This is a genomic window from Pseudomonas sp. UV AK001 (assembly GCF_046097675.1).
Lineage (GTDB): Bacteria > Pseudomonadota > Gammaproteobacteria > Pseudomonadales > Pseudomonadaceae > Aquipseudomonas > Aquipseudomonas kribbensis.
Genome location: NZ_JBJUVZ010000001.1, coordinates 710608 through 736498, shown reverse-complemented (window position 1 = coordinate 736498; position 25891 = coordinate 710608). Strand labels below are relative to the sequence as shown.

The 25891-nt window shown below is 61.1% G+C and carries 27 protein-coding genes; 14 read left to right on the top strand and 13 right to left on the bottom strand.

The features are described from left to right. Positions 1-4: 4 nt before the first annotated feature. The 8 genes from ACKLNA_RS03505 to ACKLNA_RS03470 form a co-directional block, all read right to left on the bottom strand. Complete coding sequence (locus tag ACKLNA_RS03505) at positions 5-262, bottom strand: hypothetical protein (RefSeq protein ID WP_085731879.1); 258 nt, start codon at positions 260-262, stop codon at positions 5-7. Further along, positions 259-471 (bottom strand): hypothetical protein, encoded by a 213-nt coding sequence (locus ACKLNA_RS03500; RefSeq protein WP_248740700.1) that lies wholly within the window; start codon positions 469-471, stop codon positions 259-261. Before ACKLNA_RS03500 ends, ACKLNA_RS03505 begins: the two co-directional genes overlap by 4 nt. A 254-nt stretch (positions 472-725) precedes the next feature. After that, positions 726-905 (bottom strand): hypothetical protein, encoded by a 180-nt coding sequence (locus tag ACKLNA_RS03495; protein WP_007941320.1) that lies wholly within the window; start codon positions 903-905, stop codon positions 726-728. A gap of 156 nt (positions 906-1061) precedes the next feature. After that, positions 1062-2237: a lactonase family protein gene (locus tag ACKLNA_RS03490; protein ID WP_408984867.1), complete on the bottom strand. Its 1176-nt coding sequence runs from the start codon at positions 2235-2237 to the stop codon at positions 1062-1064. Continuing rightward, a complete protein-coding gene (locus ACKLNA_RS03485; RefSeq protein WP_119426295.1) occupies positions 2234-2542 on the bottom strand; it encodes a DUF5629 family protein in 309 nt (102 codons plus the stop codon). The genes ACKLNA_RS03490 and ACKLNA_RS03485 overlap by 4 nt, the downstream gene beginning before the upstream one ends. A gap of 96 nt (positions 2543-2638) precedes the next feature. Further along, complete coding sequence (locus ACKLNA_RS03480) at positions 2639-4219, bottom strand: aldehyde dehydrogenase (NADP(+)) (RefSeq protein WP_408984866.1); 1581 nt, start codon at positions 4217-4219, stop codon at positions 2639-2641. Between the two features lie 9 nt (positions 4220-4228). Then, positions 4229-5221: an AraD1 family protein gene (gene araD1, locus ACKLNA_RS03475; protein ID WP_408984865.1), complete on the bottom strand. Its 993-nt coding sequence runs from the start codon at positions 5219-5221 to the stop codon at positions 4229-4231. Positions 5222-5243: 22 nt separating this feature from the next. Next, positions 5244-6566, bottom strand: a complete 1323-nt coding sequence (locus ACKLNA_RS03470; protein WP_408984864.1) for an MFS transporter — start codon at positions 6564-6566, stop codon at positions 5244-5246. Positions 6567-6759: 193 nt separating this feature from the next. Between ACKLNA_RS03470 and ACKLNA_RS03465 the strand changes: the two genes are divergently transcribed. Both ACKLNA_RS03465 and ACKLNA_RS03460 read left to right on the top strand, forming a co-directional pair. Beyond that, entirely contained in the window at positions 6760-8496 is a 1737-nt protein-coding gene (locus ACKLNA_RS03465) for an IlvD/Edd family dehydratase (protein ID WP_408984863.1), read from the top strand. Positions 8497-8683: 187 nt separating this feature from the next. Further along, positions 8684-9403: a FadR/GntR family transcriptional regulator gene (locus tag ACKLNA_RS03460; RefSeq protein ID WP_085711331.1), complete on the top strand. Its 720-nt coding sequence runs from the start codon at positions 8684-8686 to the stop codon at positions 9401-9403. Between the two features lie 56 nt (positions 9404-9459). Here the strand turns inward: ACKLNA_RS03460 and ACKLNA_RS03455 are convergent, their stop codons facing one another. The 3 genes from ACKLNA_RS03455 to ACKLNA_RS03445 all read right to left on the bottom strand — a co-directional run bounded on the left by ACKLNA_RS03455 (position 9460) and on the right by ACKLNA_RS03445 (position 14138). Continuing rightward, entirely contained in the window at positions 9460-11844 is a 2385-nt protein-coding gene (locus ACKLNA_RS03455) for an efflux RND transporter permease subunit (RefSeq protein ID WP_408984862.1), read from the bottom strand. Between the two features lie 28 nt (positions 11845-11872). Further along, positions 11873-12901, bottom strand: a complete 1029-nt coding sequence (locus ACKLNA_RS03450) for a YCF48-related protein (protein WP_085711333.1) — start codon at positions 12899-12901, stop codon at positions 11873-11875. Positions 12902-13169: 268 nt separating this feature from the next. Further along, positions 13170-14138 carry a hypothetical protein gene (locus ACKLNA_RS03445; RefSeq protein WP_408984861.1) on the bottom strand — a complete coding sequence of 323 codons (969 nt, stop codon included), beginning with the start codon at positions 14136-14138 and terminating at the stop codon, positions 13170-13172. 223 nt (positions 14139-14361) lie between these two features. On the opposite strand from ACKLNA_RS03445, the gene ACKLNA_RS03440 reads away from it, so the two are divergent. From ACKLNA_RS03440 to ACKLNA_RS03410, 7 genes are read left to right on the top strand one after another with little or no spacing between them, the layout of a single operon-like run. Next, positions 14362-14952, top strand: coding sequence for an amino acid synthesis family protein (locus tag ACKLNA_RS03440; RefSeq protein ID WP_007957412.1), 591 nt, complete (start codon positions 14362-14364; stop codon positions 14950-14952). A gap of 31 nt (positions 14953-14983) precedes the next feature. Continuing rightward, positions 14984-15817 (top strand): alpha/beta fold hydrolase, encoded by an 834-nt coding sequence (locus ACKLNA_RS03435; protein ID WP_408984860.1) that lies wholly within the window; start codon positions 14984-14986, stop codon positions 15815-15817. Continuing rightward, positions 15814-17295, top strand: coding sequence for an aldehyde dehydrogenase (locus ACKLNA_RS03430; protein ID WP_408984859.1), 1482 nt, complete (start codon positions 15814-15816; stop codon positions 17293-17295). Before ACKLNA_RS03435 ends, ACKLNA_RS03430 begins: the two co-directional genes overlap by 4 nt. A 12-nt stretch (positions 17296-17307) precedes the next feature. Next, positions 17308-17793, top strand: coding sequence for a flavin reductase family protein (locus tag ACKLNA_RS03425; protein WP_408984858.1), 486 nt, complete (start codon positions 17308-17310; stop codon positions 17791-17793). A gap of 11 nt (positions 17794-17804) precedes the next feature. Then, complete coding sequence (locus ACKLNA_RS03420) at positions 17805-18200, top strand: carboxymuconolactone decarboxylase family protein (RefSeq protein ID WP_408984857.1); 396 nt, start codon at positions 17805-17807, stop codon at positions 18198-18200. A 58-nt stretch (positions 18201-18258) separates the two neighbouring features. Continuing rightward, entirely contained in the window at positions 18259-19011 is a 753-nt protein-coding gene (locus ACKLNA_RS03415) for a GntR family transcriptional regulator (protein WP_074688591.1), read from the top strand. Between the two features lies 1 nt (position 19012). Beyond that, complete coding sequence (locus ACKLNA_RS03410) at positions 19013-19576, top strand: NUDIX hydrolase (protein ID WP_408984856.1); 564 nt, start codon at positions 19013-19015, stop codon at positions 19574-19576. A gap of 57 nt (positions 19577-19633) precedes the next feature. On the opposite strand, the gene ACKLNA_RS03405 is transcribed toward ACKLNA_RS03410, so the two are convergent. Together ACKLNA_RS03405 and ACKLNA_RS03400 are read right to left on the bottom strand one after the other, a co-directional pair. Then, positions 19634-20116, bottom strand: coding sequence for a hypothetical protein (locus ACKLNA_RS03405; protein WP_408984855.1), 483 nt, complete (start codon positions 20114-20116; stop codon positions 19634-19636). Between the two features lie 139 nt (positions 20117-20255). After that, positions 20256-20549 carry a DUF1330 domain-containing protein gene (locus ACKLNA_RS03400; RefSeq protein WP_408984854.1) on the bottom strand — a complete coding sequence of 98 codons (294 nt, stop codon included), beginning with the start codon at positions 20547-20549 and terminating at the stop codon, positions 20256-20258. Between the two features lie 65 nt (positions 20550-20614). On the opposite strand from ACKLNA_RS03400, the gene ribBA reads away from it, so the two are divergent. The 5 genes from ribBA (at position 20615) to ACKLNA_RS03375 (ending at position 25847) form a co-directional block, all read left to right on the top strand. Then, entirely contained in the window at positions 20615-21724 is a 1110-nt protein-coding gene (gene ribBA / locus ACKLNA_RS03395; protein ID WP_064380429.1) for a bifunctional 3,4-dihydroxy-2-butanone-4-phosphate synthase/GTP cyclohydrolase II, read from the top strand. A gap of 166 nt (positions 21725-21890) precedes the next feature. Next, complete coding sequence (locus ACKLNA_RS03390) at positions 21891-22916, top strand: ABC transporter substrate-binding protein (protein WP_119426278.1); 1026 nt, start codon at positions 21891-21893, stop codon at positions 22914-22916. Next, positions 22913-23860, top strand: a complete 948-nt coding sequence (locus ACKLNA_RS03385; RefSeq protein ID WP_408985547.1) for an ABC transporter permease — start codon at positions 22913-22915, stop codon at positions 23858-23860. The genes ACKLNA_RS03390 and ACKLNA_RS03385 overlap by 4 nt, the downstream gene beginning before the upstream one ends. A gap of 6 nt (positions 23861-23866) precedes the next feature. Next, on the top strand, positions 23867-24676 hold the full coding sequence (locus tag ACKLNA_RS03380; RefSeq protein WP_085711341.1) for an ABC transporter permease: 810 nt from the start codon (positions 23867-23869) through the stop codon (positions 24674-24676). Between the two features lie 16 nt (positions 24677-24692). Next, complete coding sequence (locus ACKLNA_RS03375) at positions 24693-25847, top strand: ABC transporter ATP-binding protein (RefSeq protein ID WP_408984853.1); 1155 nt, start codon at positions 24693-24695, stop codon at positions 25845-25847. The last annotated feature ends 44 nt before the right edge of the window (positions 25848-25891 follow it).

Here is a 25891-nt window from a genome sequence, read left to right as displayed (position 1 = left end):
CGCCTTACGCCAGTACCTGGCACATGCCGATGGCCGAGCAATCCACTTGGAACGGTCCGAAAAAACTCGCTTCGGTTTTCACCGGTGGATTGCCGGCCAAGAGCCCCAGCGCATTGGCGCGCTCGATGTTGTGGGCGATGGTGTGGTTGGCCTCTATGGCCCGGGCCAGCCCGCCGACCGAGCCCTGACCGAATCCCAACAGGGACGCGCCATTGGTCATGATCGCCAGACCGGCGATGACCCAGAATCTGTAGCCTTTCATGCTCCGACGGCTCCCGCGAGTTCCACTGAGTCCACCGCTGCGTTTTGCGAGCGAAGTTCGAACTGGACGCCGGGATGCGCGACCTGGATCGGCGCATCGAAGCTGTGTTGCGACTGGGACGCGAGGCTAACGAACAGCACCATGACCAGGTACAGACCGATGGCCAGGTAGGCGCCGCGTTTGGCGGAAGTGATGATTGAACTGGCCATGATGTGTGCTCCGTGGACAATGTTTCGATGCCCACAGAATCAATCAAAAAAGCCGAGGTAACCACTCAGCGTTTGCCATAGTAACCATCAGCTTCGTTGATTATTTAGCCGGTCTATCTCGCCGTTTGAAAATACCTATCGCTTGATACCGCGCACGTAAAAAACTGCCCAAGGCTGCGATCTTTTGATTTTGCTTTTGATAAACAAGATCAAAGGATCGCAGCCTTGGGCAGTTCCAGGGCGTGACGGAAATTTCAGTGTTGGGCTTTGTGATCCAGCGCGGCGTAGAAGTTGGCGCTCTGTTGCAGGTATTTCTGGGTGTAGCTCTGGGTGTGGGATTTTTTGTCGCTGATTTCAACGTTGGCGCTGGCTGGCAGAGCAACGGTGGCAGAGATGGCAGAAGCGGCGATAACGGAGAAGAGATTGAAGTTCATGGCGGTAACCCTCGTGTTCGGTTGGCTTGCTTGCCCGGTTGGGCCGTGAAGCAAACTTAACGCTCGAGGGTTACTCGCTTGAAATGCTTTGCACCATTACCTGTTATCAGCAGGATTAATACAAAGCGTCAGGCCCCGTAGACCGGGGCCTGCGGCTTATTGACGCACGAGAAACTTGAGGTCGCTCGGGGCGTCCATCGGCAGTTTTTGCACGGTTTTGCCGAGCAGACCGGTCTTGCCGTCGCGTTCGACCACGACAATCTGGTTGCTCTTCTGGTTGGCGATCAGCAGGAATTTGCCGCTCGGATCGAGGCTGAACTCACGCGGGTGATCGCCTTCCACCGAACGTCGCTGCAGTTCCTTGAGCTGGCCGCTGGCCGGGTCGATGGCGAACACCAGCAGCTGATTGGCGGTGCCACGGTTGCTGACGTAGAGGAATTTGCCATCGGCGGACGCGTGCAGCGCCGCAGCGGCTTTGTCCGAAGTCGGCTGGCCGGCTGCCAGATCAACCATTTGCGTCTGGGTCAGCACGCCGTCCTTGTAGTCGAACACGGCAACCTGGGCGCTCATTTCCATGGTCAGCCAGGCATGTTTGCCGTCAGCGCTGAACAGCAGATGACGCGGCCCGCTGCCTGGAGGCAGTTGCACCGAAGCGGTTTTTGCCGGAGTCAACGGCAAGTCCGGGTTGGCTTTCGGGTCGAATTGATAGATGAAGACTTTGTCTGCGCCCAGGTCGTTGGAAAACACATAACGGCCGTCCGGCGAGGAAATCGTCGAGTGCACGTGGTTCGAGGCCTGACGCTCGGGATTTACCCGGCTCGCCGGGTGCGCGCTCATCTGCACCACCGGTTTGAGCTTGCCGTCGCTGCCCACCGGCAACACCGCGAGGGTGCCGCCCGGATCTTCGACCACGGAATAGTTGCTGACGAACAGATGGCTGGCGTCGCCGCTGAGGCTCGAATGGGTCGGCTCGTTGCCCAGGCTCTGCACCTGATTGATCAGGGTCAGGGCGTGGGTCTTGGGGTCGATCGAAAAACTGCTGACGCGACCGACCGGGTCTTTCTGGCCAGGGCCGTTTTCATTGACCACGAACACCCGGTGCTGATCCTTGGACAGGGTCAGCCACGACGGGTTTTCGCTCTTGATCACCTGCAGCGGCTTGGCGTCGATCTGGCCGGTGGCGCTGTCGAAGTTCATCCGGTAGATGCCCTGGCTGGTGCCGGCGGTGTAGGAGCCGACCAGCAACTGGAAGCTTTCGGCCGAGGCACTGGACAGGCCCATTGCACCGACGCTGCCGGCCATCAGCAACGGCCAGAATTTACGCATGTTCATTCGGTTTCATCCTCGTCGTCGGCGCTGCTGAGTACATCACCGAGGCAGACCAGACGGTGTTCGCCGACGGTTTTGGTGTCGCTGGCAAAACCGATGATCAACCAGCTCTGCAGGTCCTGGTCGAACGTCGCCGCTTCAACCTGGGCCGGTGTGAACTCCCAATGCCTGGCCGTTCGGCCATCGATGCACTCGATATGCAGGTTGTCGTCCTCATCGAGGGCGAATTCGAAGGCGTGCAGGCCGTCGATTTCGACCATACCGCAGTGTTCGAGGGCGTTGAGAAGGGTGTCTGGTACGGCAGTCATGTCGATCATGTCATTCAGGGGGAAAGTGGCAATGATAGCTCAATGTGGCCGCCGGGCCTTATGGGAGCTTGCCCCCACAAGGCCCGGCGATTCGGCTTAGAGCGCTTCGCGTGAAGGCTTGCCGTCGACCAGCCGCTGAATCCGCAGCGGGTTGGCATTTTTCAACGGTTCCGGCAGCAGGCTGTCGGGGTAGTTCTGGAAGCACACCGGGCGCAGGAAGCGATCGATGGCCAGGGTGCCGACCGACGTGCCGCGAGCATCGGATGTTGCCGGATACGGCCCGCCGTGAACCATCGAATCGCACACCTCAACGCCGGTCGGATAACCGTTGAGCAGGATCCGTCCGACCTTCTGTTCCAGCAACGGCGTCAGTTCCGGGAACTGCACGAAGTCTGCCGGTTCACCGATGAGGGTCGCCGTGAGCTGACCATGCAGCCCCAGCAGCGCCGCACTCAGTTGCGCCTGATCGGCCATTTCGACGATCACCGTGGTCGGGCCGAACACTTCTTCCTGCAACACTTCATCGCCATTGATCAACAAACCGACATCGGCCTTGAAAAGTTGTGGCTGCGCCTGATTGCCCTGCTGCGGGTTGCCGGCCAGATGCTCGATGCCGGCGTGCGCCAAGAGTTTTTCCAGACCTTTGCCATAGCTGCCAAGGGTCCCGGCATTGAGCATGGTTTGCGCCGGTTGATCGCCGATCAGCGCGGCGACTTGCTCAACGAACGCCGTGAACTGCGGCGAGCGAATGCCGATCACCAGGCCAGGGTTGGTGCAGAACTGACCACAGCCCTGCACCACCGAAGCGGTCAGATCACGGGCGACGGTTTCCGAACGCACGGCCAGGGCCTGGGGCAACACGATCACCGGGTTGATGCTCGACATCTCGGCGAACACCGGGATCGGCTGTGGACGCGCGGCGGCCATGTCGCACAACGCCCGTCCGCCCTTCAGCGAACCGGTAAAGCCGACGGCTTGAATGGCGGGATGCTTGACCAGCCACTCGCCGACACCACCGCCGTAGATCATGTTGAACACACCGGCCGGCATCGCGGTTTTTTCCGCCGCCCGAATCACTGCGTCAGCCACGAGTTCGGCCGTGGCCATATGGCCGCTGTGGGCCTTGAACACCACCGGGCACCCGGCGGCCAGCGCCGACGCGGTATCGCCGCCAGCGGTGGAGAATGCCAGTGGAAAATTGCTCGCGCCGAACACCGCCACCGGGCCGAGGCCGATGCGGTATTGGCGCAGATCCGGACGCGGCAGCGGCTGGCGATCCGGCAGCGGAAGGTCGATGCGCGCGCCATAGAAATCACCGCGCCGAAGAACTTTGGCGAACAGCCGCATCTGGCCACTGGTGCGGCCACGTTCACCCTGAATCCGTGCGCCAGGGAGCGCGGTTTCACGGCAAACCACCGCGACGAAATCATCGCCCAGCGCATCCAGCTCATCGGCGATGGCATCGAGAAACTGCGCGCGGCGTTCGGCGCTCAAGCTGCGATAGGCCGGGTAAGCAGAAGCGGCCGCTTTGGCGGCGGCGTCCACTTCCTCCTGCGTCGCCTGAATGAAATCGTGAGGGAGCGCCTCGCCCGTCGTGGCGTCGATACTCTGCAGTTTGACGCTGCCCGCCGCGCTGCGACGGCCGCCGATGTAGTTGTGACCGAGAATCTGAGTCATGGGATCTCCTTAAAGGGTGCCGATGCTGTCCGGTAGGAAAACCGCTTCAACCGGGGCGATGCCGTTGACCAGTGGCGCACCGAATTCGGCCTGGCTGATCTCGAACACGTCGCCGGGTTGTGTGCGGATGCCATCGGCGAACGACAGGGTCGCGGTGCCGAAGAAATGAATGTGCACGTCGCCCGGACGCAGGAACTGGCTGTACTTGAAGTGGTGGTATTCGAGGTTCGCCAGGCTGTGGCACATGTTGGCCTCGCCGCTGAGGAACTCGTTCTGCCACAGCACTTCACCGTCGCGCAGGATGCGGCTGGTGCCGGCCAGGTGTTGCGGCAGTTCACCGACGCGCAGTTCCGGGCCGTAGCTGCAACTGCGCAGTTTGGAGTGGGCCAGATACAGGTAGTTCTTGCGCTCCATGACGTGATCGGAGAATTCGTTGCCCACCGCGAAACCGAGACGATACGGCTTGCCGTCGTGGCCGATGATGTAGAGGCCGGCCATCTCCGGCTCTTCGCCGGCGTCTTCGGCAAACGGCGGCAGCGGGAACGGCTGACCGGGGCGCACGACAATGCTGCCATCGCCCTTGTAGAACCATTCCGGTTGCACCCCGGCCTGCCCCGCCGCCGGTTTGCCGCCCTCCACGCCCCACTTGAAGATGCGCATGGTGTCGGTCATCGCCGCTTCGTCACCGGCCTGCTGGTGCATCTTGTCCCGGGCCGAGGCGCTGCCGAGGTGCGTGAGGCCGGTGCCGCTGACCAGCAGGTGCGCCGGGTCCGGGTGGTCCAGCGGCGGCAGGATGCGCAGGTCTTTGAGCAACTGCGCGTAATCGTGGCTGATACCGAGGCCGAGGGATTGCACTTGCTGCGCCAATGTACTCCCGGCCTCGATCGCCGCCAGTGCCAGATCACGAACCGTGCGCGCATCCTGCACTTCACGCACCAGACCGCCCTCGACCACCCCGACACGGCGCTCGCCGTTACTCAATTCGAATTGAACCAGATGCATGATGTTCTCCTGTTGAAACAAATCAGGTGCGCGTCGCGCCGCGTGCACTTGCCGCAAACTGCTCGACCGGCAGCACATGTTTGCGCTCCAGCAAGCGATAGACGACGCCCGTCAGAATCAGCCCGAACACCATCACCCCGGACAGGAAATACAGGCCCGAAGCGAGGTTGCCGGTGTATTCCTTCAGCGCGCCGATCACGAACGGACCGATGTAGCCCCCGAGGTTGCCGACCGAGTTGATCAGGGCAATGCCCGCCGCCGCACTGGCGCCGGCAAAGAACCGCCCCGGCAACGTCCAGAACACCGCCGTGCAGGAAAACAGCGCGAACGCCACCAGACACAACGCCGCCAGTTGCGCCACCGGCAACGACAGCCAGGCGCTGAGGAACAGGCCGAGGGCGCCCAGCACATAGAGCACCGCCAGATGCCCGTAGCGATCATTCATGCGGTCGGAACTGCGCGGCACGATCAGCAGCCCGACGATGCCGAAGATGTAAGGCACCGACGAGACGAAACCGGTCACCAGATCGCTGCCGCCGAACTGTTTGATCAGAGTCGGCAGCCACAGGCCAAGACCATAGATGCTCAGGGTCACCGGCAGATAGAACAGCGCCAGCAGCAACACACGTTTGTCTTTCAGCGCATGCAACGGATTGCCGTGGCGGGTCTGGCCGTATTCCTGCAGATCTTTTTTCAGTTCGCCGGTCAGCCAGTCTTTCTCGGCCTGGTCCATCCATGACACTTGCTGCGGGCCGTCCGGCAGCCAGCGCAATACCGGCCAGGTCAGCAGGATCGCCGGGGTGCCAATGACGATGAACAGCCACTGCCAGCCGTGCAGACCGAGGATGCCGTCCATGCCCAGCAGGCCGCCGGACACAGGGCCGGTGATCATCATCGCGATGGGTTGGGACAGGATGAACAGCCCGAGGATCTTGCCGCGGTGGCGCACCGGGAACCATTGGGTGATGTAGTACAGAACGCCGGGAAAGAATCCCGCCTCCGCCGCGCCGAGCAGAAAGCGCATCACGTAGAAGCTGTGCGGGCCCTGGACGAAGGCCATGCCGATGGTGATCGCGCCCCAGGTAATCATGATCCGCGCGAACCAGCGCCGCGCACCGAAGCGTTCGAGCATCAGGTTGCTGGGGATTTCCAGCAGAAAATAGCCAATGAAAAACAGTCCGGCACCGAGGCCGTAGGCAGCATCGCCGATGCCGATGTCGGCGCCCATGTGCAGCTTGGCGAAGCCGACGGCGGAGCGATCCACATAGGCGATCAGGTACAGCAGGATCAGGAAGGGAATCAGTTTCAGCGTGATGCGCCGGACAAGCCGCAGTTCCTGGCTCATGGGATCGGTCTCCGATTGTTGTTTTTATGGAACCTGCGGGGACGCCTCTCGCGGAAAATCGCCAGGGCCATCCCTCAATCGAAAACGACTATATAGTAATACTAATTACCCAACAACACTTCCAAAGCGTCGATTTTGCGCTTATGTTTAGCCGAAGCTCGCAAACAATAGTCTTACAATAAGAGAATCGATCATGTCTGATAAGCAACCCACCCTGCGCTCCGCCCAATGGTTCGGCACGGCCGACAAGAACGGCTTCATGTACCGCAGCTGGATGAAAAATCAGGGCATCGCCGACCATCAGTTCCATGGCAAGCCGATCATCGGCATCTGCAACACCTGGTCGGAGCTGACGCCGTGCAACGCGCACTTCCGCCAGATTGCGGAGCACGTCAAACGCGGGGTGATCGAGGCTGGTGGTTTTCCGGTGGAATTTCCGGTGTTCTCCAACGGCGAATCGAACCTGCGCCCGACCGCCATGCTCACCCGCAACCTGGCGAGCATGGATGTCGAGGAAGCGATTCGCGGCAACCCGATTGACGGCGTGGTGTTGCTGACCGGTTGCGACAAGACCACCCCGGCGCTGCTGATGGGCGCGGCCAGTTGCGACGTACCGGCGATCGTCGTCACCGGTGGGCCAATGCTCAACGGCAAGCACAAGGGCAAGGACATTGGTTCCGGCACCGTGGTCTGGCAGCTCAGCGAGCAGGTCAAGGCCGGCACCATCACTATCGACGATTTCCTCGCGGCCGAGGGCGGCATGTCCCGCTCGGCCGGCACCTGCAACACCATGGGCACGGCATCGACCATGGCCTGCATGGCCGAAGCACTGGGCACTTCGCTGCCGCACAACGCGGCGATCCCGGCGGTGGATGCGCGGCGTTATGTGCTGGCGCACATGTCCGGCATGCGTGCGGTGGAAATGGTTCGTGAGGATCTGAAACTGTCGAAAATCCTCACCAAGGAAGCCTTTGAAAACGCGATCCGGGTCAACGCAGCGATTGGCGGTTCGACCAACGCGGTGATTCACCTCAAAGCCATCGCCGGGCGCATCGGTGTCGAGCTGGATCTGGACGACTGGACCCGCATCGGCCGCGGCATGCCGACCATTGTCGACCTGCAACCGTCCGGGCGCTTCCTGATGGAAGAGTTCTATTACGCGGGCGGCTTGCCTGCGGTACTGCGCCGCCTCGGCGAGGCCAATCTGATTCCGAATCCGGACGCGCTGACCGTCAACGGCAAATCCATCGGCGAGAACACCAAGGACGCACCGATCTACGGTGAAGACGAAGTAATCCGCACTCTCGACAATCCGATCCGCGCCGACGGCGGCATCTGCGTGTTGCGCGGTAACCTGGCGCCGCTCGGTGCGGTGCTCAAACCGTCCGCCGCCACGCCGGAACTGATGCAACACCGTGGCCGCGCCGTGGTGTTCGAGAACTTCGATATGTACAAGGCGCGGATCAACGCCCCGGAACTGGACGTCGATGCGAACTCGATTCTGGTGATGAAAAACTGCGGGCCGAAGGGTTATCCGGGCATGGCCGAAGTCGGCAACATGGGCCTGCCGGCCAAGCTGCTGGCCCAGGGCGTGACCGACATGGTGCGCATCTCCGACGCGCGGATGAGCGGCACGGCGTACGGCACCGTCGTGTTGCACGTCGCCCCCGAAGCGGCGGCCGGCGGGCCGTTGGCGGTGGTGAAGGAAGGCGACTGGATCGAGCTGGACTGCGCCAGCGGGCGTCTGCACCTGGATATTCCGGACGCCGAACTGGCGGCGCGCATGGCGGATCTGCAACCGCCACAGCAATTGCTGGTGGGTGGGTATCGTCAGTTGTATATCGACCATGTGCTGCAGGCGGATCAGGGGTGTGATTTTGATTTCCTGGTCGGTTGCCGAGGTGCTGAAGTACCCCGCCACTCCCACTAAAACCGCAGTCCCCTGTGGGAGCGAGCTTGCTCGCGATTGCGATTTATCATTCAACATCCAGGTTGGCTGACACTCCGCTATCGCGAGCAAGCTCGCTCCCACATTTGCTTTGTGTATCCCCCTCAAGAATGAGCCACGCCTGCTATGATGCGCGGCATCTCCATCGCTCAGGATCGTGCCGTTCCCCATGGATTACCGCAAACCTTCCGACCGTAAAAGCATGCACTCGCGCATCGTCCAGGAACTGGGCATGCAGATCGTCTCCGGCCGTTTTCTGCCTGACGACAAACTGCCCGCCGAAGCCTTGCTCTGCGAGGAATACGCGGTCAGTCGGCCAGTGTTGCGCGAAGCCACGCGAGTGTTGGTGGCCAAGGGGCTGGTGTACTCGAAACCGCGGGTCGGCACCGTGGTCAAGCCGCGCCGCGAATGGCACATGCTCGACCCGGACGTGCTGCACTGGCTGATGCAAAGCAGTCCGCAGAATGAATTCTTCAATGTGCTGACCAGCGTGCGCAGCATCATCGAACCGGCCGCCGCCGCCCTCGCCGCCCAGCACGCCACGGATGCCGACATTGCCGCCATCGGCGAAGCCTATCAACGTATGGAAGCCGCGCCGACGCCTGAAGCCCTGCTGCAACCGGATCTGGATTTCCACAGCCGCATTGCCGACGCAACCCACAACGATTTGCTGGCGAACCTGTGCAACATGCTGTCGGTGGCGATTGCCGAGGCGTTGAAGCATTCGAATCAGCGGCCGAATCTGCATGAACTGGCGCTGCCTCGGCACAAGGCGATTCTGACCGCCATCGAAAACCGGGATGCGTTGGGGGCCCGGCATGCGACGCTGGTGCAGCTGGATGATGCGCGGAGTGCTTTGAGTGTTGTGCTCGGCACCGAACTGTCCTGAAGACATAAAAAAGCCGCAACCTTTGGGTTGCGGCTTTTTCGTTTCAGGCTCGCCGATCAGTGGGCAAACAACGAATTCCCCTTCTGCCCCGCCAGTTTCTCGGGCTTGATCAGGAACTTGGCCAGTGCCGGCAACAGCCACAGCGCACCGAACATGTTCCACAGCAGCATGAAGGTCAGCATCAGGCCCATGTCGGCCTGGAACTTGATCGCCGAGAAGATCCAGGTGCACACGCCGATGGCCAGGCACAGACCGGTGAACAGCACCGCTTTACCGGTGGATTTCAGGGTCTGGTAATAGGCTTCCTGCAACGGCAGGCCGGCACGCAGGAAACTTTCCAGGCGGCTGTAGATGTAGATGCCATAGTCCACGCCGATCCCCACGCCCAGCGCCACCACCGGCAACGTCGCAACCTTCACGCCGATGCCCATGAACGCCATCAGCGCGTTGCCCAGTACCGAGGTCAGTACCAGCGGCAGCACAATGCACAAGGTCGCCGCCCAGGAACGGAAGGTGATCATGCACATAACCGCCACGCAGATGTACACCAGAATCAGGATGGTCAGCTCGGCCTGTTTGATGACTTCGTTGGTGGCCGCTTCGATCCCGGCGTTACCGGCCGCGAGGATGAATTCCAGACCGTCCTTGTTGTTGTCCCTGGCGAATTCCTGCACGGCTTTCACCGCACGGTCCAGGGTTTCAGCCTTGTGGTCGTTGAGGAACACCAGCACCGGCGCCAGCGAGCAACTGTTGTTGTACAGGCCATCGGCACGGGCGATGGAGTTGTTCAGCACGTCCGGGTTGCGCGACAGGGTTTCCCATTTCAGGTTGCCCTCGTTCATGCCCTTGATCATCTGCTTGGACACGGTCACCAGCGAGATCGCCGACTGCACGCCCTCGGTGTTCTGCATCTTCCACATCAGCTCGTCGATCGGCGCCATGGCTTCATAGCGCGAGCAACCTTCGGACTTGGTCTTGACCATCACCACCAGTACGTCGGAGCTGGTGGAATAGTTGTTGATGATGAAGTTGTTGTCCTTGTTGTAGCGCGAATCCGGACGCAGTTCCGGCGCGCCCTGGTCGAGGTCGCCGATCTTCAGGTTCTGGCTGTACCAGAGGCCGCCACCAAAGGCGATCAGCGCCAGCGCGATGGACACCGGTGCGACCTTCGGGCTGGCGAAATTCGACAGCAGGCGCCAGAACGGGTGTTCGCGGTTCGCGTCCTTCTTGCTCTTGGCGATGGCGCGCTTGCTGATGCCGACATAGGAAATCGCCACCGGCAGCAGGATCAGGTTGGTAAACACGATCACCGCCACGCCGATGGACGCGCCGATGGCCAGTTCACGGATCACGCCGATGTCGATGATCAGCAGTGTGATGAAGCCCACCGCATCCGCGAGAATCGCGATCATCCCCGGCAGGAACAGTTGCCGGAACGTGCGCCGTGCGGCGGTCAGAGCGTTGTCCGCCTCGCTCGATTGCAGGGCGATACCGTTGATCTTCTGCACGCCGTGGGAAATCCCGATGGCAAAGATCAGGAACGGCACCAGCATCGAATACGGGTCGAGGCCGAAACCGAAGAAGTGCATCAACCCCAGTTGCCAGACCACCGCCACCAGCGTGGTGCTCAACACCGCCACCGTGCTGCGCAGGCAATTGGTGAACCACAGCAGCAGGATCAGGGTGATGACGAACGCGATGCCGAAGAACATCACCACCATTACCAGACCATCGATCAGGTCACCGACCTTCTTGGCGAAACCGACGATGTGGATCTTGACGTTGGGGTTCTGCGCTTCGAACTTGTTGCGGATCTTGTCTTCCAGTTCATGGGAGAACTGGCGGTAGTCCAGCGCCAGCAACTTGCCCTGGTCCTGCGGGTCCGGGTAGGACTCCAGCAGCGGGATGTCGACGATGCTCGACTTGAAGTCGTTGGCCACCAGACGCCCGACCTGACCCGACTTGAGCACGTTGTTACGCAGCATGTCGAGGCTGTCCTGGGAGCCGTCGTAGCTCTGCGGAATCACTTCACCGCCGGCGAAACCTTCCTCGGTCACTTCGGTCCAGCGTACGCTCGGGCTCCACAGCGACTTCAGGCCGGAACGGTCGACGCCGGAGATGTAGAACACCTCGTCGTTGATCTGGCGCAGGGTCTCCATGTACTCCCTGGAGAAGATGTCACCGTCCTTGGCCTCCACCGAAATGCGCACGGTGTTGCCCAGGTTCGTCAGATCGTTGCGGTGCTCCATCATCTTCTCGATGAACGGATGCTTGAGCGGGATCATTTTTTCGAAGCTGGTGGACGGCCGGATCAGCGTCGCCTGCCAGAACAGGAAAATGCTGACCAGCAGGCAGATCACGATCACTGCCGGGCGGTTGTTGAAGATCAGGCGTTCGAGGAACGTCGCCTTGTCCTGATGATGAGTGCTCAAGGAAGTCATAGCCCCGCCTTCTTATTATTGATTCGGCTCATTTGCCCAGCTCGGTGCCGTTGGGCGTGGTGGTGTGGACGCCACCCTGCCCGCTCAGGATCAGATTGCCGTTGCCGGCGGCGGTGACCGACGACAGCGAGATGCGATCCGGGCGGTTGAACACGCTGAAGGTTTCACCGTTGTCGCTGCTGCTGATCACCGTGCCGCCGTTGCCGACGATGATGATCGAGCCGTCGTCGAGCCGCGTCGCTCCGGAGAGGCCGAACTCCAGCGCACCGCGTGCAGCCTTGAGTTCGACTTGCTGCCAGGTGCTGCCGAAATCGGTGGAGCGGTAGAGGTTGCCGCGCAGCCCGTAGGCCAGCAGCGTGGAAGGCTGGGCGGTGCCGATCACACCGAACAGCGAGCCTTGATACGGGCCTTCGATTTTTTCCCAGGTCTGGCCCCAGTCGGCGGAGCGGAACATCGCACCCTGCTCGCCCACGATGAACAGCCCGGCGTCCTTGACGGCGGCGATGGCGTTGAGGTGGAACTGGTCCTGGTTGTCGAGGCGGTCGCTGACGTCTTGCCAGTTTTTGCCACCGTCGGTGGTTTCCAGCAAGGCGCCGTAGGCACCCACGGCCAGGCCGTTGTTGAGGTCCTTGAACCAGAGGTCGAGCAGCGGCGATTCGCGCTTGAGGTCTTCGAACTGTTTGGTCCAGGTCTGGCCGCCGTCTTCGCTGGCGAGGATCTGCGCGTCGTGGCCGACGGCCCAGCCGTGCTTGTCGTCGACGAAATACACGGCCGTCAGCAACTGGCGGCTCGGCACCTTGGCCTGGGTCCAGGACTTGCCCTGGTCGTCGGAGTAGAGAATGTGCCCGCGATCACCGACCGCCACCAGGCGGGATCCGGCGTGAACGACATCGAGCATCAGGCTTTTCGGGGCCTTGGCCGATTCGATGGCGTAGACCACGTCGGCGGGCGCTTCGGCAGCCAGGACAGGCGCCGACAAGGTGGCAAAGCCCAGCAGAGAGAGTGCTGTGGCCAGCAACGCGGTGTTGCGTAACGCCGGCGGGCGGCAACGACTCATAGACCTTCCCCTATTTATTATTGTTAGGCCATTCGGCCTTCAAGGGCGCCGCAAGTGTGCTCCGGCGACGGCTGGTCAGAAGCATAGTCCTGAAACCCGCAATCCAGAGCCACTTCGGAAGCTGGCTCATCCTATCGGGCATTCGAAACGTCTGACAATCGGCGCAACGTTATCTTTTGTTAACCGCGCGGACCCAGTGTCGTGGGTGAATGAATGACCATTCGCCAGCCTGATGACGATCCGCAAGTGAACGACGTGACAGTCCTCGTCAAAGGTAATCGTCCTGTTTCAACCGTTTGGCAGCCTCATCTTTTAACGCCCGAGCCGACAGGACTTCACAAGGCATGGTCTCGAAGGCGTAGCCCTTGGCCTCGGGAATGGCGACGACTGCGCGCTTTTCACTGATTAATGCGGCTTTGGCGCCTGGCGGCATTCCGGGGATGCCACAGTCCCGCGGATGAAGGTGAAACGATGCAAAGACCAGAGTTTCCTGAACGCCCTCTTCTGCATGTGTAAGAACAAACTCCCAAACGGACCATGAGCTGCTGACGCTGAAAAGAGAAACACCCAGGACTATCCATCGCATGGTCGTGCGCCTGACATTGCTTCGGCCTGGCTTGTATTTTTTCCATAGCGGTGCAGACAACGGATCGCGCTTCACCGACTCGCGAAATGTTGGCTTCACTTCATTCTTGAATGAATACACATAAATGACGACAAGACTGATCAGCATTGTCGCGAGATACAACCAGATGAGTGTAAGTATCACCAACGCCAACGTTTTCTGCGCGACAGGAAACTGGGTGGCCTCAATGCGCGTGTAGTGAACGATAAAGAAGTCAGCCCATGCACTCGAGAACTGTCCAAACCCCAGTGTCATCAATGCCGCAATCAAGGCCAACCACCAAAAGTGTTCCCTGACCTTTGCGACCAGTTTGAAGTATCTGATCGAGAGAACGGAGGAAGACAGACAAAGCGTGACCCATACAGACAAGACCACGCTCAAGTCCGCCGGGCTACCCAGTTTTGTCCATAACGCGAGAAACGACAGCAGCGCCAGCGAGACAAGGGTCAGCGCCGCCAGATACTCGTCGAATCCCCACCATCGGATGCTGTAGTTAAGCTTCCAGGGCCAGTGTTTCGAGCCCGTTCTGATAAACATCGGGCCATCCATGCAGCGTCTGGCCACTTCCAGTACGAAAGCGAAAATCAAATAGGTAGCAATGTAGGGAAGCATTGATCGCGAGCGTCCTTTCTCTCAGGTCAGACAATGTTATCCCAAGCCTCCCGCTTATCCGATCAGCACCTCTAAACATTTGAACTGCTGCCCCTTGAATGGCATGGCGCTGGCGCATGCCGTCCATCTGATCCCGTACAAATTCGAATGTGAGGCTTGCACGATCGGTATTATGGTATACCATCAGACGCACAGACACTCTTTATCCCCTACGGAGCAGCTCATGAGTTTCGAAATTCGCAAGATCGTCAGCTATGTCGAAGAGACCTTCATTGAAGGCGGCAAGGCGTCCGACACCCCGGTGACCATGGTGGGCCTGGCCGTCGTGATGAAAAACCCGTGGGTCGGCAACGGCTTTGTCGAAGACCTCAAGCCGCAGATCCGCGCCAATTGCTCCGACCTCGGCGCGATGATGGTCGAGCGTCTGGTGGGCATCATCGGCGGTGCCGAGAAGATCGAGGCTTACGGCAAAGCGGCGGTGGTCGGCGCCGATGGCGAGATCGAACACGCCTCGGCGGTGATCCACACCCTGCGCTTCGGCAACCACTACCGCGAAGCGGTCAAGGCCAAGAGCTACCTGAGCTTCACCAACAAGCGCGGCGGTCCGGGCACTTCGATTCAGATCCCGATGATGCACAAGGACGACGAAGGCCTGCGCTCGCACTACATCACCCTGGAAATGCAGATCGAAGACGCTCCGCGCGCCGACGAAATCGTCGTGGTGCTCGGTTGCGCCGACGGTGGCCGCCTGCACCCGCGCATCGGTAACCGTTACATCGATCTGGAAGAACTGGCCGCCGAAAAAGCCCAGTAATCACAATAAAAAGGCATTGCAGGAGCGCTCCATGATTCGGCATACCGCTGAACTCACCCCGGCCGGCACCAGTTATCTGGCGACCGGCCAGGGTCACCCCGTGGTGTTGATCCACGGCGTGGGCCTGAACAAAGAAATGTGGGGCGGCCAGATCGTTGGCCTGGCCACGCAATACCGGGTGATCGCCTACGACATGCTCGGCCATGGCGCCAGCCCGCGTCCGGCCAGCGGCACCGCCCTGCTCGGTTATGCCGATCAGTTGCTGGAGCTGCTCGACCACCTGCAATTGCCGCTGGCATCGGTGATCGGCTTTTCCATGGGCGGTCTGGTGGCGCGGGCGTTTGCCCTGCATTACCCGGAACGCCTGAAAAGCCTGGTGGTGCTCAACAGTGTGTTCAACCGCAGCGAAGAGCAGCGCGCCGGGGTTATCGCCCGCACCGCGCAAGCCGCCGAGCACGGGCCGGACGCGAATGCCGAAGCGGCACTGTCGCGCTGGTTCAGCCGTGAATATCAGGCGGCCAACCCGGCGCAGATCGCCGCGATCCGCCAGACCCTGGCCGGCAATGACCCGCAGGGTTACCTGACCACCTACGAATTGTTCGCCACACAAGACATGTACCGCGCCGACGACCTGGGCAGCATCCAGGCGCCGACGCTGATCGCCACCGGCGAACTGGACCCCGGATCGACCCCGGAAATGGCCGAGCAACTGGCCGCGCGCATTCCCGGCGCGAAGGTTGCCGTGCTGCCCGAGCAACGGCATATGATGCCGGTAGAGTCGCCTCGGCTGGTGAACCAGACGCTGCTGGAATTTCTCGAAACCGCACACGCCCGACAAAACCATATAAAGGGGATCGTTGCATGACACTCGCACGCTTCCAGATGTGCATCGGCGGAGAATGGGTCGACGCCCTCTCCGGCAAGACTTTCGAAAGCCTCAACCCGGCGCTGGCCGAGCCTTGGGCCGAACTGCCTGACGCCGATGAGGCCGATGTCGAACGCGCCGTGCAAGCCGCGCAAAACGCATTCGACAGCCCGGCATGGCGCGGCCTGACCGCCACCGCGCGCGGCAAACTGCTGCGTCGCCTCGGTGACCTGATCGCCGAAAACAAGGAACAACTGGCGCAGCTGGAAAGCCGCGACAACGGCAAACTGATCCGCGAAACCCGGGGTCAGGTCGGTTATCTGCCGGAGTTTTTCCACTACACCGCAGGCCTTGCCGACAAGCTTGAAGGCGGCACCCTGCCGCTGGACAAGCCCGACCTGTTTGCCTACACCGTGCACGAAGCCATGGGCGTGGTTGCCGCGATCATTCCGTGGAACAGCCCGCTTTATCTGACCGCGATCAAACTGGCGCCGGCGCTGGCGGCGGGCAACACCATCGTGATCAAGCCATCCGAACACGCTTCGGCGACTATTCTCGAACTGGCGCGCCTGGCCCTCGAAGCCGGAATTCCACCAGGGGTGGTCAACGTCGTCACCGGCTACGGCCCGAGCACGGGCGCCGCCCTCACCCGCCATCCGCTGATCCGCAAGATCGCCTTCACCGGCGGCGCGGCCACGGCCCGGCATGTGGTGCGTAGCAGCGCGGAGAACTTCGCCAAGCTGTCGCTGGAACTGGGCGGCAAGTCGCCGAACATCATCTTCGCCGACGCCGATCTCGACAGCGCAATCAATGGCGCAATTGCCGGGATTTACGCGGCGTCTGGCCAGAGTTGTGTATCCGGTTCGCGGCTGCTGGTGCAGGACGAAATCTACGACGAATTCGTCAGCCGGCTGGTGGAGCGCGCCCAGCGCATCCGCATCGGCAACCCGCAGGACGACAGCAGCGAAATGGGCCCGATGGCCACCGCGCAGCAACTGGCCGTGGTCGAAGGTCTGGTGGCCGATGCCATCGCCGAAGGTGCGCGCCTGCGTCTGGGCGGCAAGCGGCCGAGTGGCGTCGGTGACGGCTGGTTCTATGAGCCGACACTGTTCGAGTGCGACCGCAATTCGATGAAGATCATGCAGGAAGAAGTCTTTGGTCCGGTGGCCTCGGTCATCCGCTTCAAAGATGAAGCCGAAGCGCTGGCGATTGCCAACGACTCGCAGTTCGGCCTTGCCGCCGGCATCTGGACCCGTGATCTGGGCCGCGCCCATCGTCTGGCCCGGGACGTGCGCTCGGGGATCATCTGGGTCAACACCTACCGCGCGGTGTCGGCGATGGCACCGATCGGCGGCTTCAAGAACAGTGGCTATGGACGCGAAAGCGGCATCGATTCGGTGCTGGCCTACACCGAACTGAAAACGGTGTGGATCAACCTCTCTCAGGCACCGATGCCTGATCCGTTTGTGATGCGCTAGGAGTCCTGCGACATGATCGAACCCGGCATTTACAAAGACGTCATGAGCTCGTTTCCGTCCGGGGTCACGGTGGTCACCACCCTCGACCCGGACGGCGGCATCGTCGGGATCACCGCCAGCGCCTTCAGTGCGCTGTCGATTGATCCGGCGCTGGTACTGTTCTGTCCCAACTACGCCTCCGACACCTACCCGGTGCTGCGCGACAGCAAGCGTTTCGCGATCCATTTGCTGTCCGCCGACCAGACCGCCGAGGCCTACGCTTTCGCCGGCAAAGGCAAGGACAAGGCCAAGGGCATCGAGTGGCATTTGAGCGAGCTGGGTAACCCGATCCTCGCCAAGGCCACGGCGATCATCGAGTGCGAGTTGTGGCGCGAGTACGACGGTGGCGATCACGCGATCATCGTCGGCGCGGTGAAGAACCTGATCCTGCCAGCGCAGCCGGTGACGCCGATGATCTATCACAAGGGCAAGCTTGGCGCGTTGCCGACACTGGGCTGAGCGGAGGACACATGAGCAACGAAAAGTATGAGCAAGGCCTGAAGATCCGCACCCAGGTGCTCGGCGAAGCCTACGTGCAGCGCTCCATCGAGAACGCCGACGACTTCACCCGCCCGCTGCAGGAAATGGTCACCGAATACTGCTGGGGCCATGTCTGGGGGCGCGAGGGTCTGTCGCTCAAGGAGCGCAGCATGATCAACCTGGCGATGATCTCTGCGCTGAACCGCCCGCACGAACTCAAGCTGCATGTGCGCGGCGCCTTGCGTAACGGCCTGAGTCGTGAGCAAATACGCGAAATTCTGCTTCAGGTCGGTATTTATTGCGGCGTCCCGGCAGCCGTGGACAGTTTCCGGCTTGCCCGTGAAGCCTTCGCCGAAGCCGACGCCGAGGCCGAGGCCTCCAGTTAACCCCTCGGCTGTTTGAATGCCCGTCTGGCATGGACAGCCAACTTAAAGAGCGGACCCCATGAAACGCCTGCCACTCGACGACAGCTTCAAGGTCAATCGCAACCCCGTCACCCTGCGCGAAATCGTGCTGGATAAACTGCGAAGCGCCATCATGAACTTCCAGCTGCTGCCGGGCGATCGCCTGGTAGAGCGCGATCTGTGCGATCGCCTGGGCGTGAGCCGTACGTCGGTGCGCGAAGCCTTGCGTCACCTGGAATCCGAAGGACTGGTGGAGTTCGCCGACGCCAAAGGCCCGCGCGTGGCAATCATCACCCTCGCCGATGCCGTCGACATCTATGAGCTGCGCTGCGTGCTCGAAGGCCTGATCGTCCAGCTGTTCACCCTGCGCGCCAAGGCCAAGGACATCAAGGCGCTGGAAAAAGCCCTCGACGAGAACCGCAAGGCGCTCAAGGACGGCGAGCTGCAACAGGTGATCGACTCGGTGCAGGGTTTCTACGACGTACTACTCGAAGGCTCGGGCAACCATGTCGCGGCCACCCAGTTGCGTCAGTTGCAGGCGCGTATCAGCTACCTGCGGGCGACGTCGGTATCCCAGGAAAACCGTCGCGGCGCGAGCAACCAGGAAATGGAAAAAATGGTCGAGGCGATCAAGAGCGGCGACGCACTCGCGGCGCATCAGGCCTGCGTCGATCACGTCCGCGCTGCGGCTGCCGTGGCCCTCGATTATCTGAAGCGCAAACAGGAAGAAACCGGCGCCACACCGGCCATCACCCTGCCCATCGCGCTGAAAGAACCACGCATAGGTCATTGACATGTTCAGCCCGAGCTTTTGCCCGAAATGCGGTGGCGCCGATCTCGGTCAGCAAGTGCCGCCGGGCGATACGCACGAGCGCCTGATGTGCCGCGACTGCGGCTACATCCACTATGTGAACCCGAAGATCATCGCCGGCTGCATCATCGAGCAGGACGGCAAATACCTCTTGTGCCAACGGGCGATTCCCCCGCGCCCGGGCACCTGGACCCTGCCCGCCGGTTTCATGGAAAGCGGCGAAACCACCGAACAGGCCGCCCTGCGCGAAGTCTGGGAAGAAAGCGGCGTGCGCGCGGAAATCGTCTCGCCGTATTCGATCTTCAGCGTGCCGAAGATCAGCGAGGTCTACATCATCTTCCGCGCCCTCGCACTGGAAATCACCGGCCAGTACGGCCCGGAAACCCGGGACTGCAAATTCTTCGCCCCCGAAGACATCCCGTGGGAGCAGATCTACTACCCGGCGATCCGGCAGATCCTCGAACGCTACATCGAGGAACGCCAGGCCGGGGTCTATGGCATGTACATGGGCAATGACGACAGCGGCAAGATTCATTTCATGCGCTGATCAACCGTCACTTGCAGGAAATACAGAGCCCGGCCCGATTCATCGGTAGATAGGTGCTCAATCCGGCATCGCACGAATGATATCCGCCAGATCATCTTTGGTGATTTCATTGGCTTTGAGAGCAGCGGAGATGTCTCTTTTGGAGAGCGGGAAACGCTTGAAAATGTCTTTCAAGGTATCGGCATCAATATTGGCCAGCCAAAGAGGATCGATAAAAGAACCGCCATATTCGGGCTTCATCGGGACTTCTTCGTGGGCAATGGCACCTTTGTGATTCAGATACACCACATAACGATCGTGCCCTTCTGGAAAGCTTTTATCGTGATATAGCGTTGTTCCCATCGGCAGGACATAGTAATTGTCATCGCCGCCTTGCCCTTCGATCAGCAGTGGCTCTTTGGTTTTAATCATCTCCAGATCACGTCCCTTCGCACTGTTCCCGAAAATCAGAAAAGCCAGAAAGACTCCATTTACAAATAGCGCAACCACCAGCCAGAGGCCTACTCGCCCACCTGCAAACATTCCTTTTGTCATGCGCATCAATATTCCCTTAGAGCACACCGTGCAAAACCGCAGGCTTTAAATTCCGTCCGGCGGACGACCTCCTGATCCAGAAAAAATATCAAAAGATCGCGGCCGCGTTCGATTCTGTAGTTCCTGCGGGTTTACAGGCAAGACGTTACGGCGCCATCCCTTCCACAATAATGATCTCCGCCCTCGCCCACTCCTCGCGGTAGCTTCTCGCCTCCTGATACGCCGCCGAGCGGTAGCACGCCACCGCCTGCTCATAACTGTCGAACTCGATCACCACGCTGCGCTGTGGTGTCGTTCGGCCTTCCATCGCTTCGCTGCGCCCGCCTCTGGCCAAGAACTTCGCGCCGAACTCGGCGAACGCTTTCGGCGCGCGCTGGGTGTATTGGCTGTAGTGATCGGGATCGGTGATGTCCACGTGAGCAATCCAGTACGCCTTCATAGTGACCTCTTGGTTGAATCTGTATTATGGTATACCACGAATTTCATCCCTATCGAGAGTCCAGCATGGCCTTCAACAGCATCGAAGAAATCATCGAAGATTATCGCCTCGGCAAAATGGTGTTGCTGGTCGATGACGAAGACCGGGAAAACGAAGGCGACCTGCTGCTGGCCGCCGACCGTTGCACGCCCGAGGCAATCAGTTTCATGGCCCGTGAGGCTCGGGGGCTGATTTGCCTGACGTTGACCGACGATCATTGCCAACGCCTGGGGCTGGAGCAAATGGTGCCGAGCAATGGCAGCGTATTCAGTACCGCGTTCACGGTTTCCATTGAAGCGGCGGTCGGTGTGACTACGGGCATTTCCGCTGCCGACCGGGCTTGCACGGTTGCCGCTGCGGTGGCGCCAAATGCTCGCGCTGAAGATCTGGTGCAGCCTGGTCATATCTTCCCGCTGCGCGCCAAGGAAGGTGGCGTGCTGACCCGCGCCGGCCACACCGAGGCCGGTTGCGATCTGGCGCGGCTGGCGGGGTTCACGCCCGCCTCGGTGATCGTCGAGGTGATGAACGATGACGGCACCATGGCCCGCCGTCCGGATCTGGAAGTCTTCGCCCGCAAGCACGGGATCAAGATCGGCACCATCGCCGACCTGATCCACTATCGCCTGAGCACCGAACACACCATCGAGCGCATTGGCGAGCGGGAGTTGCCGACGGTGCATGGCACCTTCCGTTTGATCACCTTCGAAGACCGCATCGAGGGTGGCGTGCACATGGCGATGGTCATGGGTGAATTGCGCCGTGAGGAACCGACGCTGGTGCGTGTGCATGTGATCGATCCGCTGCGTGATCTGGTCGGCGCCGAGTACAGTGGGCCGACGAACTGGACGCTGTGGGCGGCGCTGCAACGGGTCGCGGCGGAGGGCCATGGCGTGGTCGTGGTGCTGGCCAATCATGAGTCTTCCCAAGCGCTGCTGGAGCGCATTCCGCAACTGACTCAGCCGCCACGGCAGTTCAGCCGCTCGCAATCGCGGATCTATTCGGAGGTCGGCACCGGGGCGCAGATTCTGCAGAACCTGGGCGTCGGCAAGCTGCGTCACCTGGGGCCGCCGCTGAAATATGCCGGTTTGACCGGCTACGATCTGGAAGTGGTCGAGAGCATTCCGTTCACCGAATAACCCCGTTTGCCAGATAGCCGGTAAGGCAAAGTGCTTGCACAAAGTTTGGAATACCATAATATGATATTCCATAGACCGGACGATCTGAAAAACCGTCCAGCTACTGCTCCCGACAGGCGGGCAACAACGCAAGCCCGCTCAAAAACACAACAATGAGGGCGTAAAAATGGTGTTGAACAAAGCTGCAACCGCGATCTTTCTTGCGGGACTGCTGAGCGTGACCGGTCAGGCCGCGATGGCCGCCGAGAGTGTGAACTTTGTCAGCTGGGGCGGTAGCACCCAGGATGCGCAGAAACAGGCCTGGGCCGATCCGTTCAGCAAGGCCAGCGGCATCACCGTCGTGCAGGACGGCCCGACCGACTACGGCAAACTCAAGGCCATGGTCGAAAGCGGCAATGTGCAATGGGACGTGGTCGACGTCGAAGCCGACTTCGCCCTGCGCGCCGCCTCCGAAGGCTTGCTCGAACCCCTCGATTTCAAACAGATCCAGCGCGACAAGATCGACCCGCGTTTCGTCAGCGACTACGGCGTCGGTTCGTTCTTCTTCTCCTTCGTCCTCGGCTACAACGAGGGCAAACTCGGCGCCAGCAAGCCGCAGGACTGGAGCGCGCTGTTCGACACCAAGACCTACCCCGGCAAACGCGCCCTGTACAAATGGCCGAGTCCCGGCGTGCTCGAACTGGCCCTGCTCGCCGACGGCGTTCCGGCCGACAAGCTCTACCCGCTGGACCTGGATCGCGCCTTCAAGAAACTCGACACCATCAAAAAAGACATCGTCTGGTGGGGCGGCGGCGCGCAGTCGCAGCAACTGCTGGCCTCCGGTGAAGCGAGCATGGGCCAGTTCTGGAATGGCCGGATCCATGCCCTGCAAGAAGACGGCGCACCGGTGGGCGTGAGCTGGAAACAGAACCTCGTAATGGCCGACATCCTGGTCGTGCCAAAGGGTTCGAAAAACAAGGACGCGGCGATGAAGTTCCTGGCCAGCGCCAGCAGCGCGAAGGGCCAGGCCGACTTCTCCAACCTGACCGCTTACGCCCCGGTCAACGTCGACAGTGTGCAGCGTCTGGACTCGACGCTGGCCCCGAACCTGCCGACTGCCTACGCTAAGGATCAGATCACTCTTGATTTCGCGTACTGGGCCAAGAACGGCCAGGCCATCGCGACACGGTGGAACGAATGGCTGGTCAAATGAAAATGGCGGCCACCGCGTCCCGTCCCTCCACTGCCACCGGGAGCGCCGCCAGCGCTGCCGGGTCGGCCGCCGGAAATAAGGCGAGTGCAATGGCGCAAGCCCCGTCCCTCAAGCAACGCTGGCGCGGCGCCGGCAACCTCGCGCCGGCACTGCTGTTCCTCGGCCTGTTCTTTCTCGCGCCGTTGATTGGCCTGCTGTTGCGCGGCGTGCTGGAACCGGTGCCGGGCCTTGGCAACTATGAACAACTGTTTGCCAACTCGGCCTATGCGCGAGTGCTGTTCAACACCTTTTCGGTGGCGGGACTGGTGACGGTGTTCAGCCTGTTGCTGGGCTTCCCGCTGGCCTGGGCGATCACTCTGGTGCCGCGCGGCTGGGGTCGCTGGATCCTCAACATCGTGTTGCTGTCGATGTGGACCAGCCTCCTCGCCCGTACCTATTCGTGGCTGGTGCTGTTGCAGGCTTCGGGCGTCATCAACAAGGCGCTGATGGCTCTGGGCATCATCGATCAGCCGCTGGAAATGGTGCACAACCTGACCGGCGTGGTGATCGGCATGAGCTACATCATGATCCCGTTCATTGTGCTGCCGTTGCAGGCGACCATGCAGGCCATCGACCCGATGATCCTGCAGGCCGGTTCGATCTGCGGCGCCAGTCCATGGACCAACTTCTTCCGGGTGTTCCTGCCGCTGTGCCGGCCGGGCCTGGCGTCCGGCGGGTTGATGGTGTTCGTGATGTCGCTCGGTTACTACGTCACCCCGGCGCTGCTGGGCGGAGCGCAGAACATGATGCTGCCGGAGTTCATCATTCAGCAGGTGCAGTCGTTCCTCAACTGGGGCCTGGCCAGCGCCGGCGCCGCGTTGCTGATCGTCATCACCCTGGTGCTGTTCTACTTCTACCTGAAGCTTCAGCCGGAATCCCCGGTTGGCGCCAGTAACGCGAGGTAAGCCGACATGCTCCTGACTCCCAATGCCATGAGCCGCCGGATGCGCTTCGGCCTGTACGCCACCACCGGGCTGATCGCACTGTTTCTGCTGCTGCCGATCGTATTCATCGTGCTACTGTCGTTCGGTTCGTCCCAGTGGCTGGTGTTCCCGCCACCGGGCTGGACGCTGAAATGGTACGGCCAGTTCTTCTCCAACGCCGACTGGATGAACGCCGCAGCGGCCAGCCTCAAGGTCGCGGTGCTGACGACGATCTGCGCCGTGGCTCTCGGTTTGCCGACTGCCTTTGCGCTGGTGCGCGGGCGCTTTCCCGGCCGGGAAATGCTCTACGGCCTGTTCACCCTGCCGATGATCGTGCCGCTGGTGATCATCGCCGTGGCGGTGTACGCGCTGTTCCTCAAGCTCGGTTACACCGGGACGATGTTCGCCTTTGTCGTCAGCCATGTGATCGTTGCGCTGCCGTTCACCATCATCTCGATCATCAACTCGCTGAAGCTGTTCGATCAGTCGATTGAAGACGCGGCGGTGATCTGCGGGGCGTCACGCCTGCAAGCGGTGTTCAAGGTGACCTTTCCGGCGATTCGTCCGGGGATGGTGGCCGGCGCCCTCTTCGCCTTCCTGGTTTCGTGGGACGAAGTGGTGCTCAGCGTGATGATGGCCAGCCCGACCCTGCAAACCCTTCCCGTGAAAATGTGGACCACCCTGCGCCAGGACCTGACGCCCGTGATCGCCGTCGCTTCGACGCTGCTGATCGGCCTGTCGGTGTTGGTCATGGTGATCGCCGCCGCCCTGCGCCGGCGCAACGAAATCAGCGCCTGAGCGCCAGGAGTACGACATGAGTGCCGTGATCAAAGACGCATCCCAGCAGAACGACAAACCCCTGGTCAGCCTGCGCAACCTGAACAAGCACTACGGCGATTTCGCCGCCGTGGACAACATCTCGCTGGACATCAAGGACGGCGAATTCCTGACCTTCCTCGGCTCCAGCGGCTCGGGCAAAAGCACCACGCTGTCGATGCTCGCCGGCTTCGAAACCCCGAGCAGTGGCGAGATCCTGGTCAACGGCCAGTCGCTGGTCAACGTGCCGCCGCACAAGCGCGACATCGGCATGGTGTTCCAGCGTTACTCGCTGTTCCCGCATCTGTCGGTGCGCGACAACATCGCGTTCCCGCTGGCGATCCGCAAACTCGCGGCGGCCGAGCGTGACAAACGTGTCGATGCGATGCTGAAACTGGTGCAACTGGAGCAGTTCGCTCATCGCCGTCCTTCGCAACTGTCCGGCGGCCAGCAGCAACGGGTCGCCATCGCACGGGCGCTGGTCTACGAGCCGCGCATTCTGCTGATGGACGAACCCCTCGGCGCACTCGACAAGAAACTGCGCGAAGACTTGCAGGACGAGTTGCGCCAACTGCACCGCCGCCTCGGCATCACCATCGTCTACGTGACCCACGATCAGGAAGAAGCCATGCGCCTGTCCCAGCGCATCGCGATTTTCAGTCACGGCAAGATTGTCGGGCTCGGCAGCGGTTATGACCTGTACCAGAATCCGCCGAATGCGTTTGTGGCGTCGTTCCTCGGCAATTCGAACTTTCTCAAGCTCAAGGCACAGGGTAATGGGGCGGCGAGTTTTGAAGGTCAGTCGCTGTCGATTCGCCTGACTGCCGGATTGCAGACCGGGCAGGATGTTTTGCTGATGGTGCGCCCGGAAAAGGCTTTGGCGTTGAGTGTGCAGCAGGCGGCGAGTGAATCGTTGGCAGCGGGCTGGAACGAGGTTTCGGCGAAGGTGGTCGAGGTGCTGTTTCTGGGCGAGAGCCAGACGTGCAGTGTGGTCACGTCCGGCGGGACTTCGATGACGGTTAAGGCATTGTCGGCGGCGGGGATGCCGTTGAAGGCTGGCGATCCGGTACGGGTGCGCTGGGCGACGTCTGATGCCTGCGTCTACACCGAGTGGGCTGAAAGCGATCTGAACAAGGCCGCGGGTGCTCACTGACCTGCGGACGTTTCGCGTGTTACTTGCGGCCACCGCAACGTCGG

Coding starts and splice junctions, on each gene's coding strand:
- ACKLNA_RS03505 (WP_085731879.1), bottom strand. CDS start 262: ATGAAAGGCTACAGATTCTGGGTCATCGCCGGTCTGGCGATCATGACC.
- ACKLNA_RS03500 (WP_248740700.1), bottom strand. CDS start 471: ATGGCCAGTTCAATCATCACTTCCGCCAAACGCGGCGCCTACCTGGCC.
- ACKLNA_RS03495 (WP_007941320.1), bottom strand. CDS start 905: ATGAACTTCAATCTCTTCTCCGTTATCGCCGCTTCTGCCATCTCTGCC.
- ACKLNA_RS03490 (WP_408984867.1), bottom strand. CDS start 2,237: ATGAACATGCGTAAATTCTGGCCGTTGCTGATGGCCGGCAGCGTCGGT.
- ACKLNA_RS03485 (WP_119426295.1), bottom strand. CDS start 2,542: ATGACTGCCGTACCAGACACCCTTCTCAACGCCCTCGAACACTGCGGT.
- ACKLNA_RS03480 (WP_408984866.1), bottom strand. CDS start 4,219: ATGACTCAGATTCTCGGTCACAACTACATCGGCGGCCGTCGCAGCGCG.
- araD1 (WP_408984865.1), bottom strand. CDS start 5,221: ATGCATCTGGTTCAATTCGAATTGAGTAACGGCGAGCGCCGTGTCGGG.
- ACKLNA_RS03470 (WP_408984864.1), bottom strand. CDS start 6,566: ATGAGCCAGGAACTGCGGCTTGTCCGGCGCATCACGCTGAAACTGATT.
- ACKLNA_RS03465 (WP_408984863.1), top strand. CDS start 6,760: ATGTCTGATAAGCAACCCACCCTGCGCTCCGCCCAATGGTTCGGCACG.
- ACKLNA_RS03460 (WP_085711331.1), top strand. CDS start 8,684: ATGGATTACCGCAAACCTTCCGACCGTAAAAGCATGCACTCGCGCATC.
- ACKLNA_RS03455 (WP_408984862.1), bottom strand. CDS start 11,844: ATGACTTCCTTGAGCACTCATCATCAGGACAAGGCGACGTTCCTCGAA.
- ACKLNA_RS03450 (WP_085711333.1), bottom strand. CDS start 12,901: ATGAGTCGTTGCCGCCCGCCGGCGTTACGCAACACCGCGTTGCTGGCC.
- ACKLNA_RS03445 (WP_408984861.1), bottom strand. CDS start 14,138: ATGCTTCCCTACATTGCTACCTATTTGATTTTCGCTTTCGTACTGGAA.
- ACKLNA_RS03440 (WP_007957412.1), top strand. CDS start 14,362: ATGAGTTTCGAAATTCGCAAGATCGTCAGCTATGTCGAAGAGACCTTC.
- ACKLNA_RS03435 (WP_408984860.1), top strand. CDS start 14,984: ATGATTCGGCATACCGCTGAACTCACCCCGGCCGGCACCAGTTATCTG.
- ACKLNA_RS03430 (WP_408984859.1), top strand. CDS start 15,814: ATGACACTCGCACGCTTCCAGATGTGCATCGGCGGAGAATGGGTCGAC.
- ACKLNA_RS03425 (WP_408984858.1), top strand. CDS start 17,308: ATGATCGAACCCGGCATTTACAAAGACGTCATGAGCTCGTTTCCGTCC.
- ACKLNA_RS03420 (WP_408984857.1), top strand. CDS start 17,805: ATGAGCAACGAAAAGTATGAGCAAGGCCTGAAGATCCGCACCCAGGTG.
- ACKLNA_RS03415 (WP_074688591.1), top strand. CDS start 18,259: ATGAAACGCCTGCCACTCGACGACAGCTTCAAGGTCAATCGCAACCCC.
- ACKLNA_RS03410 (WP_408984856.1), top strand. CDS start 19,013: ATGTTCAGCCCGAGCTTTTGCCCGAAATGCGGTGGCGCCGATCTCGGT.
- ACKLNA_RS03405 (WP_408984855.1), bottom strand. CDS start 20,116: ATGCGCATGACAAAAGGAATGTTTGCAGGTGGGCGAGTAGGCCTCTGG.
- ACKLNA_RS03400 (WP_408984854.1), bottom strand. CDS start 20,549: ATGAAGGCGTACTGGATTGCTCACGTGGACATCACCGATCCCGATCAC.
- ribBA (WP_064380429.1), top strand. CDS start 20,615: ATGGCCTTCAACAGCATCGAAGAAATCATCGAAGATTATCGCCTCGGC.
- ACKLNA_RS03390 (WP_119426278.1), top strand. CDS start 21,891: ATGGTGTTGAACAAAGCTGCAACCGCGATCTTTCTTGCGGGACTGCTG.
- ACKLNA_RS03385 (WP_408985547.1), top strand. CDS start 22,913: ATGAAAATGGCGGCCACCGCGTCCCGTCCCTCCACTGCCACCGGGAGC.
- ACKLNA_RS03380 (WP_085711341.1), top strand. CDS start 23,867: ATGCTCCTGACTCCCAATGCCATGAGCCGCCGGATGCGCTTCGGCCTG.
- ACKLNA_RS03375 (WP_408984853.1), top strand. CDS start 24,693: ATGAGTGCCGTGATCAAAGACGCATCCCAGCAGAACGACAAACCCCTG.